This window comes from Ochrobactrum sp. PL_is483 (genome assembly GCF_055816855.1).
On the sequence record NZ_JBVPGS010000021.1, the window covers coordinates 78,129 to 95,984 of the forward strand.

The 17,856-nt window shown below is 58.4% G+C and carries 18 protein-coding genes and 1 tRNA gene; 10 read left to right on the forward strand and 9 right to left on the reverse strand.

The features are described 5' to 3' along the window. Nucleotides 1-11: 11 nt before the first annotated feature. The 3 genes from rpsI to AC0TNJ_RS02500 all read right to left on the reverse strand — a co-directional run bounded on the left by rpsI (nt 12) and on the right by AC0TNJ_RS02500 (nt 1,637). Nucleotides 12-488 (reverse strand): 30S ribosomal protein S9, encoded by a 477-nt coding sequence (rpsI, locus tag AC0TNJ_RS02490; RefSeq protein WP_002963925.1) that lies wholly within the window; start codon nt 486-488, stop codon nt 12-14. A gap of 2 nt (nt 489-490) precedes the next feature. Then, on the reverse strand, nt 491-955 hold the full coding sequence (gene rplM, locus AC0TNJ_RS02495; protein WP_122003425.1) for a 50S ribosomal protein L13: 465 nt from the start codon (nt 953-955) through the stop codon (nt 491-493). Nucleotides 956-1,190: 235 nt separating this feature from the next. Next, a complete protein-coding gene (locus AC0TNJ_RS02500) occupies nt 1,191-1,637 on the reverse strand; it encodes a PaaI family thioesterase (RefSeq protein ID WP_473770128.1) in 447 nt (148 codons plus the stop codon). A gap of 82 nt (nt 1,638-1,719) precedes the next feature. Between AC0TNJ_RS02500 and AC0TNJ_RS02505 the strand changes: the two genes are divergently transcribed. The 3 genes from AC0TNJ_RS02505 to AC0TNJ_RS02515 all read left to right on the forward strand — a co-directional run bounded on the left by AC0TNJ_RS02505 (nt 1,720) and on the right by AC0TNJ_RS02515 (nt 4,002). Then, complete coding sequence (locus AC0TNJ_RS02505) at nt 1,720-2,145, forward strand: CoA-binding protein (protein ID WP_473770129.1); 426 nt, start codon at nt 1,720-1,722, stop codon at nt 2,143-2,145. A 222-nt stretch (nt 2,146-2,367) separates the two neighbouring features. Further along, nucleotides 2,368-3,651 carry an O-acetylhomoserine aminocarboxypropyltransferase gene (locus AC0TNJ_RS02510; RefSeq protein ID WP_121982980.1) on the forward strand — a complete coding sequence of 428 codons (1,284 nt, stop codon included), beginning with the start codon at nt 2,368-2,370 and terminating at the stop codon, nt 3,649-3,651. A 3-nt stretch (nt 3,652-3,654) separates the two neighbouring features. Further along, entirely contained in the window at nt 3,655-4,002 is a 348-nt protein-coding gene (locus AC0TNJ_RS02515; RefSeq protein WP_473770130.1) for a cupin domain-containing protein, read from the forward strand. Between the two features lie 59 nt (nt 4,003-4,061). Here AC0TNJ_RS02515 and AC0TNJ_RS02520 read toward each other — a convergent pair whose 3' ends face one another. The 5 genes from AC0TNJ_RS02520 to AC0TNJ_RS02540 all read right to left on the reverse strand — a co-directional run bounded on the left by AC0TNJ_RS02520 (nt 4,062) and on the right by AC0TNJ_RS02540 (nt 9,359). Beyond that, nucleotides 4,062-4,448: a hypothetical protein gene (locus AC0TNJ_RS02520; RefSeq protein ID WP_473767244.1), complete on the reverse strand. Its 387-nt coding sequence runs from the start codon at nt 4,446-4,448 to the stop codon at nt 4,062-4,064. Between the two features lie 303 nt (nt 4,449-4,751). Then, nucleotides 4,752-4,928: a Flp family type IVb pilin gene (locus AC0TNJ_RS02525; protein WP_122066969.1), complete on the reverse strand. Its 177-nt coding sequence runs from the start codon at nt 4,926-4,928 to the stop codon at nt 4,752-4,754. A gap of 258 nt (nt 4,929-5,186) precedes the next feature. Then, nucleotides 5,187-5,576: a pore-forming ESAT-6 family protein gene (locus AC0TNJ_RS02530; protein WP_122003418.1), complete on the reverse strand. Its 390-nt coding sequence runs from the start codon at nt 5,574-5,576 to the stop codon at nt 5,187-5,189. A gap of 163 nt (nt 5,577-5,739) precedes the next feature. Beyond that, entirely contained in the window at nt 5,740-8,127 is a 2,388-nt protein-coding gene (locus AC0TNJ_RS02535; RefSeq protein ID WP_473770131.1) for a PIG-L family deacetylase, read from the reverse strand. 2 nt (nt 8,128-8,129) lie between these two features. After that, nucleotides 8,130-9,359 carry an ROK family protein gene (locus AC0TNJ_RS02540; protein WP_473770132.1) on the reverse strand — a complete coding sequence of 410 codons (1,230 nt, stop codon included), beginning with the start codon at nt 9,357-9,359 and terminating at the stop codon, nt 8,130-8,132. 294 nt (nt 9,360-9,653) lie between these two features. Between AC0TNJ_RS02540 and AC0TNJ_RS02545 the strand changes: the two genes are divergently transcribed. The 7 genes from AC0TNJ_RS02545 (at nt 9,654) to AC0TNJ_RS02575 (ending at nt 16,823) form a co-directional block, all read left to right on the forward strand. Continuing rightward, nucleotides 9,654-10,901, forward strand: coding sequence for an extracellular solute-binding protein (locus AC0TNJ_RS02545; RefSeq protein WP_122003415.1), 1,248 nt, complete (start codon nt 9,654-9,656; stop codon nt 10,899-10,901). A gap of 289 nt (nt 10,902-11,190) precedes the next feature. Next, complete coding sequence (locus AC0TNJ_RS02550) at nt 11,191-12,063, forward strand: carbohydrate ABC transporter permease (protein ID WP_473770145.1); 873 nt, start codon at nt 11,191-11,193, stop codon at nt 12,061-12,063. Beyond that, nucleotides 12,060-12,911 carry a carbohydrate ABC transporter permease gene (locus tag AC0TNJ_RS02555; RefSeq protein ID WP_122003414.1) on the forward strand — a complete coding sequence of 284 codons (852 nt, stop codon included), beginning with the start codon at nt 12,060-12,062 and terminating at the stop codon, nt 12,909-12,911. The genes AC0TNJ_RS02550 and AC0TNJ_RS02555 overlap by 4 nt, the downstream gene beginning before the upstream one ends. A gap of 3 nt (nt 12,912-12,914) precedes the next feature. Further along, entirely contained in the window at nt 12,915-14,429 is a 1,515-nt protein-coding gene (argH, locus tag AC0TNJ_RS02560) for an argininosuccinate lyase (RefSeq protein WP_473770133.1), read from the forward strand. Continuing rightward, nucleotides 14,429-15,463: an ABC transporter ATP-binding protein gene (locus AC0TNJ_RS02565; protein ID WP_114215646.1), complete on the forward strand. Its 1,035-nt coding sequence runs from the start codon at nt 14,429-14,431 to the stop codon at nt 15,461-15,463. The genes argH and AC0TNJ_RS02565 overlap by 1 nt, the downstream gene beginning before the upstream one ends. Next, a complete protein-coding gene (locus AC0TNJ_RS02570) occupies nt 15,460-16,371 on the forward strand; it encodes a carbohydrate kinase family protein (RefSeq protein ID WP_473770134.1) in 912 nt (303 codons plus the stop codon). The genes AC0TNJ_RS02565 and AC0TNJ_RS02570 overlap by 4 nt, the downstream gene beginning before the upstream one ends. Before the next feature lie 376 nt (nt 16,372-16,747). Continuing rightward, nucleotides 16,748-16,823 (forward strand) — tRNA-Val (locus AC0TNJ_RS02575). A 313-nt stretch (nt 16,824-17,136) separates the two neighbouring features. Here the strand turns inward: AC0TNJ_RS02575 and AC0TNJ_RS02580 are convergent. Further along, nucleotides 17,137-17,793: a hypothetical protein gene (locus AC0TNJ_RS02580; protein ID WP_473770135.1), complete on the reverse strand. Its 657-nt coding sequence runs from the start codon at nt 17,791-17,793 to the stop codon at nt 17,137-17,139. Between the last annotated feature and the right edge of the window lie 63 nt (nt 17,794-17,856).

The following is a 17,856-nucleotide window of genomic DNA, read 5'->3' on the forward strand; positions in this document are numbered from 1 at the left end:
CCCTAAGCGCGTTAGCGCTTGGAGAACTGGAACGAGCGGCGGGCCTTGGCCTTACCGTACTTCTTACGTTCGACGACGCGGCTGTCGCGGGTCAGGAAGCCACCCTTCTTGAGAACCGTGCGCAGGCCCGGTTCGTAGTAGGTGAGGGCCTTGGAGATGCCGTGACGAACGGCACCGGCCTGACCGGAGAGACCACCACCGGCAACGGTGGCGACGATGTCGAACTGACCGGCGCGGTTCGAAGCGACGATCGGCTGCTGCAGGATCATCTGCAGGACCGGACGTGCGAAATACTTTTCGAACTCCTTGTCGTTGACGGTGATCTTGCCGGTGCCCGGCTTGACCCATACGCGTGCAACGGCGTCCTTGCGCTTGCCGGTGGCATAGGCGCGGCCCTGTGCGTCCAGCTTCTGGACGTGAACCGGAGCGGCAGCTTCGGTCTTGGCAACGGTGCCGAGTTCTTCGAGCGAGTTGATGCTCTCAGCCATGATTATGCATTCCCTTTGTTCTTGCGGTTCAGCGCTGCGACGTCGAGGACTTCCGGCTGCTGAGCTTCGTGCTGATGGTTCGGGCCTGCATAAACGCGCAGGTTCTTCATCTGGCGACGGCCGAGCGGACCGCGCGGGATCATGCGCTCGATTGCCTTCTCAAGAACGCGTTCCGGGAAACGGCCTTCGAGGATCTGGCGAGCAGTGCGCTCCTTGATGCCGCCCGGATGGCCGGTGTGCCAGTAATATTTCTTGTCGGTATATTTGTTGCCGGTCAGAACAACCTTGTCGGCATTGATGATGATGACATTGTCGCCATCGTCAACATGCGGGGTGAAGGTTGCTTTGTGCTTGCCACGCAGGCGATTGGCGACGAGCGATGCGAGACGGCCGACGACGAGACCTTCGGCGTCGATCAGCACCCACTTCTTCACCACTTCGGCCGGCTTCTGGGAGAAAGTTGCCATTGAAGTCTTCCTTGACTTGATCCCTGTCCTTGCGAACCGGGCTTTTTTTGTTGCTTGTGTTGGATATTCTCCAACCCGAACGGGCGTGCGAAAGTTGCCTTTCACGCGCTTCCGGCGGGTCGATATACAATGTTGGCGCTTCCGTCAAGCCCTATATTTGAAGCTTCTTTTGAAAAGAATAACAAAATCAATATGTTGCATATTTGGTATTATAATACCTCATCTTTTTGGCCGCTTATCGCGGTGGAATCGAATAGGTGGCGGTGGCATGGGCGACCAGCTCGCCGCTTGCGCCATCGGTCAGGCTGATATCGAGGACCGCAAGGCGCTTGCCGAGTTTCAGGAAGCGCGCCACGGCCTCGACCGTGCCGGGGGAGGGCTTGCGCAGAAAGTTGATATTGAGGTTGGTCGTGACGGCCAGGGCAACCGGGCCGATATGGGCGAGAATGGCGGCATAGGCGGCAACGTCGGCCAGCGCAAACAGCGAAGGGCCGGAAACCGTCCCGCCCGGGCGCAGATGTTGCTCATCGGCGTGAAGGCGCATTGCCGCCGAGCCTTCATCCACGGCCACGACCTCGAAAGCATCGCCAAGCTGCGGAAATTCACGCTTCATGAAGGCCCGCAATTCATCGAGGCTCATGACGGGGCTGACGCTTGTGCGATGTGCGGTATTGATATTCATGCATTCCTCCCAAATTTAACAATCAATAGAGGCTGCGGCGGCTTTCATGCAAGCGCCGGCTCAGGCGATTAAAGAGGACAAGATGCAAAACCCATCCGACGACCAGATCCGCGAAATTCTCCTTTCCGTGAAAACGATTGCGCTTCTCGGTGCATCGCCGAAGCCGGAACGCCCGAGCAATGGCGTGATGGAATTCCTGCTCTCCAGGGGATACCGCGTGATTCCGGTCAATCCGGGGCAGGCGGGCAAGGATATTCACGGCCAGCGCGTGGTGGCGCGTCTGGCCGACATCGAGGAACCGGTGGATATGGTCGACGTCTTCCGCGAACCCTATTCCCTGCCGGGCATCGTGGACGAGGTTCTGGCGATGAAACATCGGCCAAAGGTCTTGTGGACGCAGCTTGGCGTCGTGCACGAAGAGGCTGGAAACCGCGCCAGTGATGCCGGTTTGACGGTCGTCATGGACCGCTGTCCGGCCATCGAATATCCCCGCCTGATTTCTGAATAGGAAGTTTTGGATTTAATTTCTGCGATTCCGCCATTTGGCGGAAAAACCGCCTTTGCTTTCCTGGCGGCAACGCCTAACGTCCTGTCATCATTGGGGCTTAGAGCGACCTTTGTGCATCCTTACGGACGTACAAAGGTCGCTCTAAGTTATTGAATCGACGCATCGTGCTTCCGAAAATCAATTCCGATTTTCGGGCCGATGCTCTAGACGCTGGAGGAAATCATGTCGAAACGTTCGCCCGGAATTGAAACGCTGGCTGTCCACGCAGGCGCGAAGCCCGATCCGACGACGGGTGCGCGCGCAACACCGATCTATCAGACGACTTCGTTTGTGTTCGATGATGCGGATCATGCGGCATCGCTGTTTGGCCTTCAGGCTTTTGGCAATATCTATACGCGCATCACAAACCCGACGACGGCCGTTCTGGAAGAACGCATCGCCGCACTTGAAGGCGGAACGGCGGCGGTCGCGACGGCATCGGGCCATGCGGCACAGCTGCTCGTGTTCCACACGCTTCTGCGGCCGGGCGACAATTTCATCGCCGCGCGCCAGCTCTATGGCGGCTCGATCAACCAGTTCGGCCAGTCGTTCAAGTCTTTCGACTGGCATGTGCGCTGGGCCGACGCCACCAACCCGACCGATTTCGCCAAGCAGATCGATGACCGGACGCGCGCCATCTTCATCGAAAGCTTCGCCAATCCGGGCGGGATTGTCGTGGATATCGAGGCCATTGCCGAAATCGCCCACAAGCACGGCCTGCCGCTGATTGTGGACAACACGCTGGCCTCGCCCTATCTGGTGCGCCCGATTGAGCACGGCGCGGATATCGTCGTCCACTCGCTGACCAAGTTCATCGGCGGTCACGGCAATTCGATGGGCGGCATTCTGGTCGATGGCGGCACGTTCGATTGGGCCAAATCCGGCAACTACCCGCTTCTGACCGAACCGCGCCCGGATTATGCCGGTCTGGAGTTGCACAAGACATTCGGCAATATTTCCTTTGCTATCGCTGCCCGTGTTCTGGGCTTGCGGGATCTCGGCCCGGCCATTTCACCATTCAATGCGTTCCAGATACTGACAGGCGTGGAAACGCTGCCGCTGCGCATACAGCGCCACAGCGACAACGCATTGAAGGTTGCCTCCTGGCTGCACGGCCATGACAAGGTGTCGTGGGTCAATTATGCCGGATTGCCGCATGATAAATTCCACGCGCTCCAGCAGAAATATGCGCCGAAGGGGGCCGGCTCCGTGTTCACTTTCGGTCTCAAGGGCGGTTACGACGCGGGCGTGAAATTCGTCGACAGCCTCGACCTGTTCTCGCTGCTTGCCAATATCGGCGACACGCGCTCACTGGTCATCCATCCGGCATCCACCACCCATCGCCAGTTGACCGACGAGCAGAAGGTGGCGGCAGGCGCGGGACCGGACGTGGTACGCCTTTCCATCGGCATCGAGGATGCCGACGATATCATCGCCGATCTGGAACAGGCGCTGGCAAAGGTCTGATTGATGAGCCGTTTTCTCGCTTTCGACCTTACCGGCATCGAGCCGGAGGAAGGCGCTCCCTTGGCGGAGCGCATTCTTTCAGGCAGCCCCAAATTCCGCACGTGGAATCTGGAGGAGAATGCCGAAGGCACGCTTTACGCTGGCATATGGGAAGCGACGCCCGGCAAGTGGCGGATCGAATATGACGAATGGGAGTTCTGCCACATTCTGTCGGGCCGGTCGGTCATCCACGAAGAGGGCGGCGAAACCCGCGAGGTCAAGGCTGGCGACAGTTTTGTCATACGCCCCAGTTTCAGGGGAAGCTGGGAAGTGATCGAGACGACCCGCAAGGAATATGTCATCAAGTTATAAGGCCGATGAAAAACACCCGCCGAGGGCTTCGGCGGGTGTTTTGCTTGAAATATCCGTTATCAATTATGCGATTCGCGCCTGATCGGGCGGAATGGCGGAACCGTGTTCGGTCCCGGACGCTCCACGCTGGGTGTGTTGAACGACGGACGATCCGGACGCGGCGGGCGAGGGCGATCCGGCCTGTTGTAGCTCGGACGGTTGCGATCCCTGTCACGGTAACGATAATTGTCGCGATAGCGATAACGAGAGTCCCGATAATAGCGCGGATAGCGGCGATAATCGCGATAATAGCCGCCGCTGTCATAGATAACGCCGGTGCCGATATAGCTGCCGCGCGAATAATAGGGATCGTACCCATCGCCGTAATAGCCTTCGGACACACAACCGCTGAGTGTAAGGCTCGCAGCGCCGATGCCGAGCGCCAGTAGAATAGATTTCAATGACATGTCCGCTACTCCAGTAAAGCCGGTGTCAGCGCTGGAATACGCAACAACCACGCGGCGAACCACTATTTAGAGGGATTATGCGCATTTTTGCACCACGCCCATAATCAATAAAGATTGCAGATCGTTAGCTTGGTTAGCTTGCTTCACATCTCCACGTCCACGCTGCTCAATTTCGATCTAATGCTGCAAGCCTGTTAAATAACGCAACAACGTTCCAAAAGTTGCTTCCGGCAGGCGAAAGGCGCCCCAAAAGACAAAACCGCCCCGGAGGGCGGCTTTCTATGCAAAATATGTGTAGCTCTGTCACTTGCTTGCAGTAGAGATTGCAGTCGAAATTTCAGTAAATTTGTCGCGAATGTTGGTTCCCAGTTCCGTCGTTGCTGTGATGATGACAACAGCGATCAGGGCGGCGATGAGGCCGTATTCGATGGCAGTTGCGCCGGATTCGTTTTTACGAAAGCGTGCGATAAGCTTGGTCATGTGTTGCTCCTGAGATCATTCTTGTTTGTTTAGTGGTCGCTGTGACCTGCGAGCAAACTATCCGCCAATTATGTTCACCCTCTTAAGTTGCATGGTAAACGGAAGGTGAGTATTTCATATGATTAATAAAGTGCTGAATATAAAATGAAATTTGAAAGTTCGGCACGAGCCGATCTCAAGCAATATTGAATATGGAGTTGCAGATAGCAAAGAGCCCCGCTTGCGCGAGGCTCCATTTCCATACGGATTGTGATCCGCTTACTGCGGCAGCTGCGCGCCAGCCTGTTTGACGGCATCGGCCATCGTCTGGCAGAGCTTTTCCTCGGAGATGTTCTGCGCCTTTGCGCTGGTGGCGATATCCTGCTCCATACCCATCGCAGAGACCTTGCCCTGCTTGCCGGTTGCTTCGGCAGCATCGGCCTTGGAAGTGTCGGAAGGAGCGGGGATAAGCGCAATCATTTTCGTCTGGATTTCGATAGCGCCGCCATCGGTATAACCCTTTTCCTGGCAGTACTGGAGTACGCCGAGCTGATTGCGGGCGGCGTTATAGGCCATTTCCATCTGCTCCGGCGTTGCCTGAGCGAAGGCCGTGGCAAGATTTGCGCCAAGAAAAAGACCGGTCAAAGAAACACGTACCAGATTGCGCATGATAATTTCATCTCCATGAGTCAAATACACGTTGTGATAGAGCGAAATTTTTCCGCGATGGAAACTCAATAAAAATTAATTAGTGAAATGAAATATAAGGGAAAATGTTTCCCGCAAGGAACATATAGGCGTCATAAATATTTCATCTTGCCTGCATGCGCGATTATCCCGCCGGTTGCATGAGATTTGCGATCAAACGGAAAGCTCCGGGGACGAGCTTGTCGAGTTGATGATGCAGGACGAGGCTTGCATGCGTATGGCGGCCTTTACCAATTCGGGCTGAAACCAGTGCGCCATAGAGCGGCTGTTCTCCGTCGTCGTGCATGGAAAGCAACGGCTGATAAGCATCATCCCATGCGGAGGCGAAATAAAGTCCGCGTTCCTTGTGCCAGCCCTGCCAGTCGCTTTCATCGATGTTGTTGGGATAGGCAAGCAGGGGGTGTTCAGGGACAAGAACCGTAACCGTCGCATGCGGGTTCGTAACGCGCCAGCGCAGTGACGGCGATCCGATGGTCAGTTTTCGCGGCGGCGTTTGGTCTGGATGCCAGCCATCCGACGGCCGGTGATAGAGCGTGACCAGATGCCCGCCATCTTCAACGAAGCGGTGCAGCTTTTCCGTTGCCGCAGCAAGATCGTCGCGCACACCAAAGGCAAATATGCCGACCACGATGGTCGTGAACTCTGATAGATCACCGGCAAGATGATGCGGCTCGATGTCGGTGACATCAAATCCCATGCGTTTCAGCCACAGGCCGACATTGTCGGCACCACCGCCAATATAGCCGATATGCGCGTCGGGCAGCTTCATGTCCAGCGCCAGCACCGGCAGCGCGGCAGGCTCACGCCAGACGGTTTTGCCTGTATGCGGATAGCTGGAAAAATGTGTTTGCCACGCCGGAGTTCCATCGACCAGTGCTGGAAGAACGGTCAGGCCGGGTGCCGGATCGGAGGGACCATGCAAGACGGCATTTTGTCCGTCTTTGGTGACGCTCCAGCCGTTCTGCGACGCGAAGGTGATCTGCCTTGCCGGGCCATCGGCCAGAATCCGGATCGGCAATGGTTCCCATTTGCCCGACAGGATGACGGCTGGCGGGTCGATCTGCAACGAGACAGGCGGCACGATAGTGAGTGGTTCTTCAAGGTCGAAGCTGCACTCCGCCAGATGTTCGTCAAACTGCGCTTTCAGTCGGATATAGGCTTGTCCATTGCCCCCGAGCGACCGCCATGCCGGTTCAAAAAGCGGGGACAGTGCCGCGTCTTCTGCCAGTGCCACATCCAGAATTTCCCGTTCCGGCGTCCGGTGCCCCGGGGCTATTGAACAGCTTTCCGGCAGGACGGGTTGCGCCATTGCTGCAACATCTGCCGCACCCGGTCCATATTCGACAACAAGGCGGGTCTCGCCGCCCGTTGGCAATATAGGGGCTTCCAGATAAGCCCGCTCGAACAGCGAGGCCGCTTCGATCAGCGCGGCATCTATTTCATCCAGCTTGCGTTGCAGCCTGTGTCTGTGGCGTGCAAGAAAATCTTCCGGTGCGCTGGCCAGAACAGTTTTCAGGCTTTTCGCGGCCTCGACCAGGTTTTTGATGATGGCTTTTCTATCGGGAAAAGCTGCGATTGCCGCTTCAACAGACAGATGCGCATCAAGAAGCTGCTTGCGATTTTCAAATGCCAGACTGTCGGCGAGACTGGCTAAGGTTTCCGGGAGCCCGTCAAAAATCGTCTTTTCCGGACGGCTTTCCGGCAGTTTCAGATGCAGCGGCCATTCTGCTTTGGGCTTTTCCGGCCAGCGGCCCATGCCTTGCGTCGCATGGCAGGCCCGCGACGATTCACCGATCCGGTCGTATTCCGCGCCGGTTGCCTCGTCCCGCCCGGTCGCCCTGATCGTCAGCGTTGTATCGGGTGGCGGAAGCTCGTCATCGTAAGTGTCGCCGCCGCCCGGCCAGGCGGGAAGATAGAATTTCGCCACCTGCCACGGCGTCAGCCCTTCGGCAAGATGTTCTGGAAAGGCATGGGGATCAGCGGCAAGCCGTATGGCCGTCTCCGCCGCCCGCGTCATGGCGCGGTGGTGGCCGTGCTGGCCGGGAACATCGAGAAAGGTCGGCAGCACGATGTCGGGGCGCTCGGCGCGATAGGCGCGGACCAGCCGCTCGACGGTCTTCTCCTCGCCCCAATGGGCGAAGGTGCCGTCGCCATCCTTGGAGAAGCCGAAATCGTGGACGGAATCGTCAGGGCCATGCCCAAGCCAATGCACGTCGCAATCGAGAATGCGTGCTGCTTCTTCCATCTCGCGGCTGCGGATCGTGCCAAGCGCGCCGCCGCGTTCGGGGCCAAGCGCATTTTGCCCGCCTTCGCCGCGCGTCGAGCAGGCAATAACCACCTTCATGCCGAGCCCGAAACGCAGATAGGCCATCAGGCCGCTTTGCTCGTCGTCGGGGTGTGCGCCCGTATGCATCAGCGTCACGGTAGAGCGCAGCCTGTTCAGCGCCCGGTGCAGGCGGACAAGGGCGGAAGACGATTTCTGGCGCTCTATGCGCTGAAGGGCGGTAAGCATGGTCAGACTTCCGAATTGGTGTCGAGCTTCGGCGTCATGGCCTCGAACATGGGGAGCGATGCAGCGCCGAGCGCGGCGGTAAACTGTCCCGTCTGGCCGCGAATGACACGTGGAAGCGCGCGGGCGCGGCGGCTTGCGACCGAAATCGGCAGGCCACCCATATGCCAGATCAGGTCGTCGATGATCGCATCGGGCAACATGCCGCCCAGAATGATCGTCTCGGGATCGAGAATGTTTTCGATCATGGCAATCATTGGCGCCAGATGGTCGGCGGCTTCCTGCACCCACCCCATCAGGACCGGGTTGCGGTCTTCGTGCAGTTTCTGGAGCGCGTCGAAATCGGTGTCGTCAATCCCGGCAGCGTGAAGCTTCTCGCGCAGGGCGTGAAGCGAGGCATAGGTTTCAAGGCAGCCCTTCTGGCCGCAGGCGCAGGCGCGCCCATTGGGCGTGATGACGACATGGCCGATTTCTCCGGCATTGCCGAAAGCGCCGCGAAACGGTGCGCCGTCCTGAATCATGCCAAGCCCGATACCGGCGCCGAAATAAATCATCGCGAAACTGGAAATCGCATGGCCCGCGCCGAACAGGCGCTCGCCGACGGCGGCGGCATTGGCGTCGTTTTCGACCAGAACCGGCTCGCCGCAGGCTTCGCTCAGAACCGCTGCCGCATCGATGCCGGACCAGCCGGGCAGGGTGGTCGGGCCAACCGAACTCATGCCTTCAATGTCGAACGGTCCCGGCATCACGACGCCTATGCCGAGCAGGCGCGCGGGAAACGAAGCTTTCACGGCGTCGACTTCTTTTCGCAACTGTGCGGAAAGCCTGTCGGGGCTGACATCGTGGATGGGGCGCACATGCTGCTTGCGCGGCTTGCCGGACAGGTCGAGCACTGTCGTCACCATATGCGTCGAACCCATTTCGACGCCGATGGTCATCGCGCCTTCGGGATTGACGGCAAACTGGATCGGCGGCTGGCCGCGTCCTGTTTTCAGCCGTCCGAGCTGCATGAGCAGATTCTCCGCCACCAGCTCATCGACGATATTGGCGATGGCCTGCGCGGTCAGATGGGTAAGGCGGGCGATATGCATCCGGCCAAGCGCACCGTGGCGGCGAACGACATCAAGCACCACGCGCCGGTTATGATCGCGGATTCGCTCGGGATTCTTGCCAAGGGTGACAGCCTGCGCAGCGGCCCGCATGGTTGCCGATGCATCTTGCGATTTCGATGTCATGGTCCCTCCTGTCTCCCGTCCAAAAGAGATAGCGCGGGCCGCTTTTAACAGCAATATATTAATTCAACTAAATTATCTTATTGACAAAAGGCTCACAACATTGAACCGTAAAGGCAGGGTGGTGAAGGCTGCTCTGGCTCATGTCGGGGAAGTGGGTTCCCGCGTGGGAAAATGGGCGCCGCGCATGTTCTGCGCGGCATGTGGTGGAAGAATATGCGGACGGTGCGAGGCACTGCCGCAGCCGTGCCTGGCGACCGCATTCGAACCGGTGGGCGGGGCATTAGGGAGGTTTAAATGCGTAAGCTGTTATTGGCAGGTCTGGTCGCGGGTCTCAGCACCTTTGCGATCAATGCCGCTCAGGCTGTCGAGATCGAATATTGGCAGTATGTCTTTGAGACGCGCGTCAAGGCGATGGACAAGCTGATCGAGAATTTCGAAAAGGCCAATCCGGACATCAAGGTCAAGCAGGTCACGTTCCCATACGACGACTATCAGACGCGCGTTATCGCTGCGAAGATGGCGGGCAAGAGCCCGGACGTGATGCAGCTTTTCTACGGCTGGCTGGACAAGTTCGTGGCTGGCGGCATCTTGCAGCCGCTGCCGCAGGACGCATTCCCGCACGACAAGATCGAAAGCGAATTCTTCCCGATCGTTTCGGCGATGAAGCGCGGCGATGAATATTACGGCCTGCCGACGGCTGTGCGTTCGCTGGCGCTTTTCTACAACAAGAAGCTGTTCACCGAAGCAGGCCTCGACCCGAACAATCCGCCCAAGACGCTGGATGAAATGGTCGAAGCCGCCAAGAAGACGACGAAGCGCGACGCTTCCGGCAATCTTCTGGCCGAAGGCATCACGCTCGACATGCCGGGACAGGACCAGCATTGGTGGCGTGAGGTTCTGGTGCGCCAGTTCGGCGGCCAGCCTTACACCGACAACGACCGCAAGGTCGCCTATAACGACGCTGCCGGCGAAAAGGCGCTTGCCTTCTACACTAGCCTCCAGACCGAACATAAGGTCGGCGAAGTCAAGTTCATGGATGAAGGTCAGGCTGCTTTCCGCGCCGGCATGGCGGCGATGACCATCGACGGCACCTTCCGTCTCGGTTCGTTCCGCACCATCAAGGACTTCGAATGGGGCGTGACCGAGCTTCCGGCCAACGCCGAAGGCGTGCGCTCCAACTATGCGAGCTACTTCGCCAACGGCATCAGCGCCAAGGCAAGCGGCGAGAAACTCGAAGCCGCCAAGAAGTTCCTGAACTACATCTCCTCGCCGGAAGCCATGGAAATCTGGCTGAAGGATGTGGGCGAACTGCCTGCGCGCCGTTCCGCGGCCCTGACGGAAACGAACCTTGCCGATCCGATCTACGGCCCGTTCCTGAAAGGTTTGGAATATGCGCACACGACCATGTTCGTGGACGAGCTGAAGCAGCGTCAGGTCGCTGTTGACATGGCCAACCGCGTGATCCTCGAAAAGCAGGCGGTCAAGGACTCTCTCGAGCAAGCCGCCAAGTCCGAGCAGGAAGTGCTCGACGCGGCCAAGTAAGGCAATCGTGAAAGAGGAAGTGGCTGGAAACAGTTCTGCCACTTCCTCTCATCCTGCCTTCTAGAGCATTTCCAGCAAAAGTGTGAAACGGTTTTGCGTTGGAAAATGCGACAAAACAAATAGTTAGAGCGGTTCCGGCGATTCCGTTAAAACAGGAACCGCTCTAGGGCGCGGCTCATCCGTAGCCGAAGGATTTTGACACATGACAATGACTGTAGAGGCCGGGATGGCTGAAACAGGCGGTACGGGCAAGGGGCCTTCGGGCAGCGGCCTGACGGACCGCCTTTCCATGCGCACAAGACGGTTGATCTGGGTGTGGAGCTTTCTGGCTCTCCCGATCCTGTTCTATTCGGTCATCCGCTTTTACCCGACGATAGAAGCCTTCTGGCTGTCGCTTACCGACTGGGACCTGATGAACCCGCCAAAGTTCATCGGCTTCGCCAATTACCAGAAGCTTTTCGCCGATCCCGAATTCTGGAAAGTATTCAGGAACACTTTCACCTATCTGCTGGTCGGCACGCCGATAAGCCTCGTGGTGGCGTTCATGATTGCCTATTTCCTGGATCGCGTACGCATCATGCACGGGTTCATTCGTGCGCTCTATTTCCTGCCTTATCTCACCACGGCAGCGGCCATGGCATGGGTCTGGCGCTGGTTCTACCAGCCAGCCCCCATCGGCTTCATCAACAATATCCTGAATGCGCTGGGCCTTCCGCAGCAGGGCTTTCTGCGCTCGGTCGATCAGGGTCTCTACGCGATCATGGCGACGTCCATCTGGGCCGGTCTCGGCTTCCAGATCATCATCTTCATGGCGGGCCTGCGCGCTGTTCCCAACACCTTCTATGAAGCCGCGCGCATTGACGGCCTCGGCGAATGGGCGATCCTGCGCAAGATCACGATCCCGCTTCTGAAACCGACCACGGTATTCCTCGTCGTCTTCTCGTCCATCGGCTTCCTGCGCATCTTCGATCAGGTCTACAACATGACCACGAACGATCCCGGCGGGCCGCTCGGCTCCACCAAGCCGCTGGTGCTGATGATTTATCAGACGGCCTTCTCCTCCTATGCGATGGGTTATGCGGCAGCGCAAACCGTCGTCCTCTTCACCATCCTGCTTTGCGTCTCGCTGTTGCAGCTCTGGATTCTGAGGGAAAAGAAATGACAGCGTCCGCTCAAACGAAACCGCTCCCCTTCCAGAACCTCCGGCCCGGCCGCATCCTGACATGGACGCTGCTGCTCATCGGCGGTCTCATCATGGTCACGCCGCTGGCCTTCATGTTCTCCACCTCGCTCAAGACGGCAGGACAGGTCTATGACCTGCGCCTGATCCCGGCAGAGCCGACATTGCAGAACTATGTCACCATCCTTGCCGATGGCCGCTTCATCCGCTGGTTCCTGAATTCCATGATCGTTGCGGTCGTGGTCACGCTGTCGAACGTCTTCTTCGACAGTCTCGTCGGCTACACGCTGGCGAAATTCCAGTTCCGCGGACGCTATTTCATCTTCCTCGCCATCCTGTCCACGCTGATGATCCCCACCGAAATGCTGGTGATCCCGTGGTATCTGATGTCGAGCAAGCTTGGCTGGCTGGACAGCTACTGGGGCATCATGTTCCCCGGCATGATGACGGCCTTCGGCACGTTCCTCATGAAGCAGTTCTTCGAAGGCGTTCCCAACGACTTTCTGGAAGCTGCCCGCGTCGACGGCCTCAACGAATTCCAGATCTGGTGGAAAGTCGCCATGCCGCTGGTGACGCCTGCGCTGTCGGCGCTTGCGATCTTCACCTTCCTCGGCAACTGGACCGCCTTCTTCTGGCCGCTGATCGTCGCCACCAGCCCGGAGCTTTACACGCTGCCGGTCGGGCTTTCGAGCTTCGCCGTCGAGCAGTCCATCCAGTGGGAAATGATCATGACCGGCGCGGCCATCGCCACGCTTCCCACGCTCGTCGTCTTTCTTCTTCTCCAGCGTTACATCGTGCGCGGTGTCATGCTCGCTGGCCTCAAGGGTTGAACCATGTCCGATCTCGATCCACGGCTGTCCGATAAAAGCGTCTTCCCCGATCCGGTTTACAAGGAAACCGTGCTTCGCCCGCTTTTCGACGGCGCCAAGACCCACCATGTCGACGGCTTTCGCCGCATCGACCGCGCCCATCTCGTCATGCTGGTTGAAACCGGCATTCTCGACCGCGAGCAGGCCGCAGCCATTGCCGGTGCGCTGGAAGCCATCGACAAGGAAATCGATCCTTCAAAGCTCACCTATACGGGTGAAGTGGAGGATTTCTTCTTCCTCATCGAAAAGGAGCTGAAGGCCCGCATCGGTGCCGATATTGCCGGTCGCCTTCACACGGCGCGCTCGCGCAACGATATCGACCACACCCTGTTCAAGCTGGGCCTGAAAGCCCGCATCGACACGCTGATGGCGCAGGCGCGCAATCTGCTGGATAGCATGGTTGCCGCTGCGACACGCGAAAAACAGACGCTGATCGTCGCCTATACGCACGGCCAGCCTGCACAGCCATCGACCTTCGGCCATTATCTTTCGGCGGCTATCGAGGTTCTCGTCCGCGACATGGAACGGATGGAAGCCGCGCGCGCCATCGTCAATCTGTCGCCCATGGGGGCGGCGGCCATCACCACCTCAGGCTTCCCTATTGACCGCGCACAGGTCGCCAGCCTGTTGGGCTTTGCCGCCCCCTTGCCGAATTCCTATAGCTGCATCGCGGCGGTGGATTACATCACCTCCACCTATTCGGCGCTGGAACTAATGTTCGTGCATCTTGGGCGTCTCATTCAGGACTTCCAGTTCTGGACCAGTTTCGAAGTCGGCCAGATTTATGTGCCGAACGCTTTCGTGCAGATTTCGTCGATCATGCCGCAGAAGCGCAATCCGGTTCCAATCGAACATATGCGCCATCTGGCAAGCCAGACCATGGGCCGCGCCCGCACGGTGCTGGATGTGATGCACAACACGCCTTTCACCGACATGAACGACAGTGAAGGCGAAACGCAACAGATGGGCTATGAGGCATTCGCTTCCGCTGGCCGCGTGCTGGATCTTCTGGCCGCGTTCATCGGCGCGATCCGCATCGATCCGGCGCGTGTCGCCGAAAACATCCGCCGCTCCTGCATCACCATCACGGAACTTGCGGATTCGCTGGTGCGCATCGAAGGGCTTTCGTTCCGGCAGGCGCATGAAATCGCCGCCAGGGTTGCGCGGGCGGTCGTTGCCATGGGCGGCGGTCTGGAAAAGGACGGTTTCGAGCCTTTCCTCGAAGCTTTCCGCGAATCCGCCGGGCGCGAGCCGTCCTTCGGGCGCGAGAAATTCGAGGAACTGGTCTCGCCGCAGCATTTCGTGGCGGTGCGGGATCGTCTTGGCGGCCCGGCGCCAACCGCGATGAATGCAGCGCTGGCGCGGCACAAGGCTGAGGCCGACCGCTTCAAGGCGCTGGCCGTCGATCACGCAGCCGCCGAAGCAAAGGCTGCGCGCGAACTCAATGATAAATTCAGTGCACTTGTGGAGACACGCTGATGGCAACCATCGAACTTGAAAAGCTGGTCAAGCGTTATGGCAAGGTCGAGGCGGTCCGGGCAATCGATCTCCAGATCAAGGACGGCGAATTCGTCGTTTTTGTCGGCCCTTCGGGTTGCGGCAAGTCCACGACCCTGCGCATGATTGCGGGGCTTGAGGACATTTCCGGCGGTCATCTGAAGATCGGCGGCGAAGTCGTCAACGAACGCGATCCGAAGCAGCGCAACATCGCCATGGTGTTTCAGAACTATGCAATCTATCCGCATATGACGGTTCGCCAGAATATCGGCTTCGGGCTTTATACGTCGAACCTGTCCAAAGCCGAGAAGGACAAGCGGATCGAAGAAACCGGCAAGGCGCTCGGTCTTGAACCCTATCTCGACCGTCGCCCGGCGGCACTGTCCGGCGGCCAGCGCCAGCGCGTCGCCATCGGTCGCGCCATGGTGCGCAATCCGTCAGCCTTCCTTTTCGATGAGCCGCTGTCGAACCTCGATGCCCAGCTTCGCGCGCAGATGCGCATTGAAATCAAGCGCTTGCATCAACGTCTTAAGACGACGACCGTTTATGTGACGCACGATCAGGTTGAAGCCATGACCATGGCCGACCGCATCGTGGTCATGCGCGATGGCCGCATTCTTCAGACCGGCACGCCGACAGAGCTTTATGAAAACCCGACCGATGTGTTCACGGCGCGCTTCATCGGCAGCCCGTCAATGAACCTCATTGCAGGCCGTCGCAGCGGTGCGGGCGTTGAGCTTGCGCCTGATGGCGACATTCTGGTCGGCGTTCGTCCGCACGACCTGAAAGTCGAGGAGGGGACGGCCAATGGTCTATCGCTCACCGGCACGGTGACGGCGGTTGAGCCGCTTGGTGCGGAAACGCTGGTGCATCTTGATGTCAACGGCGTTTCGGTGATTGCAACGGCTCCGGGCAAGGTCATTCCGGCAACGGGCGGCACGCTTGCCGTGTCTGCGCCTGCCGGTAGCCTCTATCTCTTCGACGCGAAAACCGAGAAGAGTCTGGGCCGCCTATGATGCCGCAACAATTCAAGCGTCCGGCTGTCCTCAGTATCGGACGGATTTACTGCGACCTCATCTTCACCGGGCTGCAATCGCTGCCGCAGCCGGGGCGCGAGATTTTCGCCGAAAACATGAAGATGGCGGCAGGCGGCGGCGCGTTCATTTCCGCTGCTCATCTTGCCCATGCGGGCAGGGCGGTGGCGCTGGTTGCACGGCTTGGCTTTGACGGCCTGTCGCGCGGGCTGGAGCCGGACCTGAAGATCGATGGCGTCGACTTGCGCTTTCTGGAGCGCGCCGACGATGCCGGGCCGCAGGTGACGGTGGCCAGCGTGATCGGCAACGACCGCGCCTTCCTGTCACGCCGCGCCGGTTCAGCGCTTCCCGCCACGCTTTCCGCCGCTTTGGCATGGAAGGATGCCGGGCATCTGCACATCGCCGAATTTGCAACGCTGCACGAAATTCCAGGTCTCGTGCGGCAGGCAAAGGCTTCCGGACTTTCCGTCTCGCTCGATCCGAGCTGGGATGAGACTCTGATCTATGATCCCGGCCTGCTCGCGGCCTGTGAGGGCGTCGACATCTTCCTGCCCAACCGTGAGGAAGCGCAGGCCATCACCGGCCATGACGATCCGGCGAAGGCGCTCGATGCGCTTGCAGGTCATTTTCCCGTTGTCGCGTTGAAGGGCGGCGGCGAGGGCGCGTGGCTTCGCACTGCCGAAGCCGACATTCACATGGCGGCAAAAGACGTGCCGGTCATCGATACGACCGGCGCGGGCGATGCCTTCAATGCGGGCTTCATCGATTCGTGGCTTGAAGGCCATGACGTCCATCGGGCACTTGCCGCAGGGATCGAATATGGAAGCCTCGCCGTGCAAGCGGCAGGCGGCGCATCCATCCTGCGTTCGCCCGAACGACTGGTCGGATAAGACAAGGGCGGGGGCGGCTTTCATCGCCCCTCCCATACAACTCGCGAACCGGCGTTCCATGACGCGATGCATCAAATGCATGAAGTTGGACGCGAGGCAAATTGAGGCATTTTCGTGATTTGCGCGCTTCTGTCGGCTTTGGCGGCAAAAACACACCATTCATGCCGCTAAATCCTTCGAAATTTGTGGCGACGACATGGCATTTTACGCACATTTTTGCGGCAGCAGCGTCCGGCGGCTGCTCTTGATCGTGTGGCGGCCCTATTGGCCTGCGGAAAACCGCAAGAAAGACGCTTAATGCCGATTTTTGCACTTGCGCTTGTCGCACGAATTGCCTAAACGGCTCTCACGACTTGCCGCACACCGGCACACAGTCGGGCGATTAGCTCAGTTGGTAGAGCGCTTCGTTTACACCGAAGATGTCGGGAGTTCGAGTCTCTCATCGCCCACCAGTTTTCTTCAAGGAAATCAATAATTTATAAGGTCGCCTCGAGGGCCTTTGTTTTTACCGCCACGAAAACCGCCACGAAAACCCAAGCTTGAAACACACGTCGCCGGTGGCAATAGTCTGTTCAGGCGGACATCTCCAGTCGTAAAATCGGATGTCCTTTGTGGCCCTTAGGTCTTCCTTGTCGAAGGCCAACCTCAGCAAAATCTGGCTACTGTGAGCTGAGCAAGAGAACCCCGCGCTTGGAGAACCGAGGCGGGGTTTCGGTTTATGTCACATAGAGCAAACATGGCTCTATGTCGTGTAAAGCATGCTGGCTAAAAAATCGGACGCGGGCAATTTTGAACTAGGTCTTCAGCAATTTTCCGTATCATCCCAACTGGCCCCTCAGCATGCGGTTCACGATAATCTACTGAGCACCCAGCTGCTTCGAGCGCAACCTCGGCTATCCCGACACGCCGTCTATCCGCATTCTCCGACGCCGACACGAGCACCTGATCTGCATCCTGAATCGCTTCCACGACAATTCCATACGTGAGCAGCCTCTCCTCCATATCTCTGGGTATGCCGCCCCCGTCGTACGGCATTAAAGCAGGCCATGGTTTGAAAGTGACTTCAAACACGTTCTCGACATCCAAATCTAATGGATCAGGGAGCGAGCAAAAGCGAAGGCCGTCTGAGCCGATTTCGAGTGCGACAGTAGACATCAGTCGATCCTCGTAATTACGGTCTCCGATTGCCACGATCCGCACTTTTTCCATGCTCTGCAACATGCCTTTCTTCCGACGTAGCTCGGCTTGGCTGATATCTCCACGTCCAGCATCTGGGTGTTGCGCTTCTTTCGTGTAAGTCGCCCACGCATCAAAATTGTCGACGATCATTTCGAAACCGTCGTTGCTCGACACGACTGGCCGCACAATCTGGTCGCCGAACTCGTCGAATTCAGGCTCCGGAATTAGGTCGTCTTCGAGCATATAGGCAGAAGTTTCGGACCTTGCGCAGTTCAGTCTCGACTTCGTATGCGCGCGACAGCAGCA

What these genes read in the sequence shown, in the direction of transcription:
- rpsI (WP_002963925.1), bottom strand. Translation starts at nt 488, where the DNA reads ATGGCTGAGAGCATCAACTCGCTCGAAGAACTCGGCACCGTTGCCAAG.
- rplM (WP_122003425.1), bottom strand. Translation starts at nt 955, where the DNA reads ATGGCAACTTTCTCCCAGAAGCCGGCCGAAGTGGTGAAGAAGTGGGTG.
- AC0TNJ_RS02500 (WP_473770128.1), bottom strand. Translation starts at nt 1,637, where the DNA reads ATGAATATCAATACCGCACATCGCACAAGCGTCAGCCCCGTCATGAGC.
- AC0TNJ_RS02505 (WP_473770129.1), top strand. Translation starts at nt 1,720, where the DNA reads ATGCAAAACCCATCCGACGACCAGATCCGCGAAATTCTCCTTTCCGTG.
- AC0TNJ_RS02510 (WP_121982980.1), top strand. Translation starts at nt 2,368, where the DNA reads ATGTCGAAACGTTCGCCCGGAATTGAAACGCTGGCTGTCCACGCAGGC.
- AC0TNJ_RS02515 (WP_473770130.1), top strand. Translation starts at nt 3,655, where the DNA reads ATGAGCCGTTTTCTCGCTTTCGACCTTACCGGCATCGAGCCGGAGGAA.
- AC0TNJ_RS02520 (WP_473767244.1), bottom strand. Translation starts at nt 4,448, where the DNA reads ATGTCATTGAAATCTATTCTACTGGCGCTCGGCATCGGCGCTGCGAGC.
- AC0TNJ_RS02525 (WP_122066969.1), bottom strand. Translation starts at nt 4,928, where the DNA reads ATGACCAAGCTTATCGCACGCTTTCGTAAAAACGAATCCGGCGCAACT.
- AC0TNJ_RS02530 (WP_122003418.1), bottom strand. Translation starts at nt 5,576, where the DNA reads ATGCGCAATCTGGTACGTGTTTCTTTGACCGGTCTTTTTCTTGGCGCA.
- AC0TNJ_RS02535 (WP_473770131.1), bottom strand. Translation starts at nt 8,127, where the DNA reads ATGCTTACCGCCCTTCAGCGCATAGAGCGCCAGAAATCGTCTTCCGCC.
- AC0TNJ_RS02540 (WP_473770132.1), bottom strand. Translation starts at nt 9,359, where the DNA reads ATGACATCGAAATCGCAAGATGCATCGGCAACCATGCGGGCCGCTGCG.
- AC0TNJ_RS02545 (WP_122003415.1), top strand. Translation starts at nt 9,654, where the DNA reads ATGCGTAAGCTGTTATTGGCAGGTCTGGTCGCGGGTCTCAGCACCTTT.
- AC0TNJ_RS02550 (WP_473770145.1), top strand. Translation starts at nt 11,191, where the DNA reads ATGCGCACAAGACGGTTGATCTGGGTGTGGAGCTTTCTGGCTCTCCCG.
- AC0TNJ_RS02555 (WP_122003414.1), top strand. Translation starts at nt 12,060, where the DNA reads ATGACAGCGTCCGCTCAAACGAAACCGCTCCCCTTCCAGAACCTCCGG.
- argH (WP_473770133.1), top strand. Translation starts at nt 12,915, where the DNA reads ATGTCCGATCTCGATCCACGGCTGTCCGATAAAAGCGTCTTCCCCGAT.
- AC0TNJ_RS02565 (WP_114215646.1), top strand. Translation starts at nt 14,429, where the DNA reads ATGGCAACCATCGAACTTGAAAAGCTGGTCAAGCGTTATGGCAAGGTC.
- AC0TNJ_RS02570 (WP_473770134.1), top strand. Translation starts at nt 15,460, where the DNA reads ATGATGCCGCAACAATTCAAGCGTCCGGCTGTCCTCAGTATCGGACGG.
- AC0TNJ_RS02580 (WP_473770135.1), bottom strand. Translation starts at nt 17,793, where the DNA reads ATGCTCGAAGACGACCTAATTCCGGAGCCTGAATTCGACGAGTTCGGC.